General features: G+C 36.8%; 2 protein-coding genes. Both read left to right on the top strand.

Annotated elements, in window-relative coordinates:
• On the top strand, nucleotides 1-474 hold a 474-nt coding region (locus G4L39_RS07200), incomplete at its 5' end, for a transposase (protein WP_165107050.1).
• A partial coding sequence (locus G4L39_RS15060) for a hypothetical protein (RefSeq protein ID WP_240893861.1) occupies nucleotides 425-653 on the top strand: 229 nt, incomplete at its 3' end. The genes G4L39_RS07200 and G4L39_RS15060, both read left to right, overlap by 50 nt.

Raw genomic sequence — 653 nt, 5'->3', positions numbered from 1 at the left:
GAAAGCATCTTTCCGATAGCTCCATATCTTACTTATGGCTGGTTTCCTGTTGGCAGTCATCCAACTGTCAAATATGAGTATAAAAGGAAAGAGAAACACTGTGTCCTTGGATCACTTAACGCAAAACATTTCATTTATGAGTTTGCAGAGACGCTTAACAGTGATATATTCAAGAAATTTTTACAGAAGTTAATTTACCAATTCAAAAAATTGGTTATCGTTATTGATCAAGGACCTTATCATGTTTCATATGAGATGCAAAAATTTTATGAAGAGAATAAAGAATACTTGCATGTAGTGCATTTTCCAGCGTATAGCCCTGAACTTGATCCTATAGAGCAATCATGGAGAGCAGCTAAGAAATGGCTGGCGATAAGGTACTGGGAGAATAAAAGTCAAATGAAAGAACAATTGGTTACAGCTTTTGAACAAGATATTGTTAACGTACCAATTTACGATTATCTTAGCACTTGACTATAGAAAATACCATAAATTAAATAACTATACTGCTAAATATGGCTTGGAAATCATGGCTCAAGTAAAACTCACAGATACAACACTGCGGGATGCACATCAATCCCTCATAGCTACACGAATGCGAACGCGGGATATGCTCCCCATTGCCGAAAAGCTGGACGAGGCAGGATTCTTTT

Source organism: Limisphaera ngatamarikiensis, from assembly GCF_011044775.1.
Lineage (GTDB): Bacteria > Verrucomicrobiota > Verrucomicrobiia > Limisphaerales > Limisphaeraceae > Limisphaera > Limisphaera ngatamarikiensis.
Note: the sequence above shows the minus strand (reverse complement) of the source record. Positions and strands in the feature narration are given on the sequence as shown.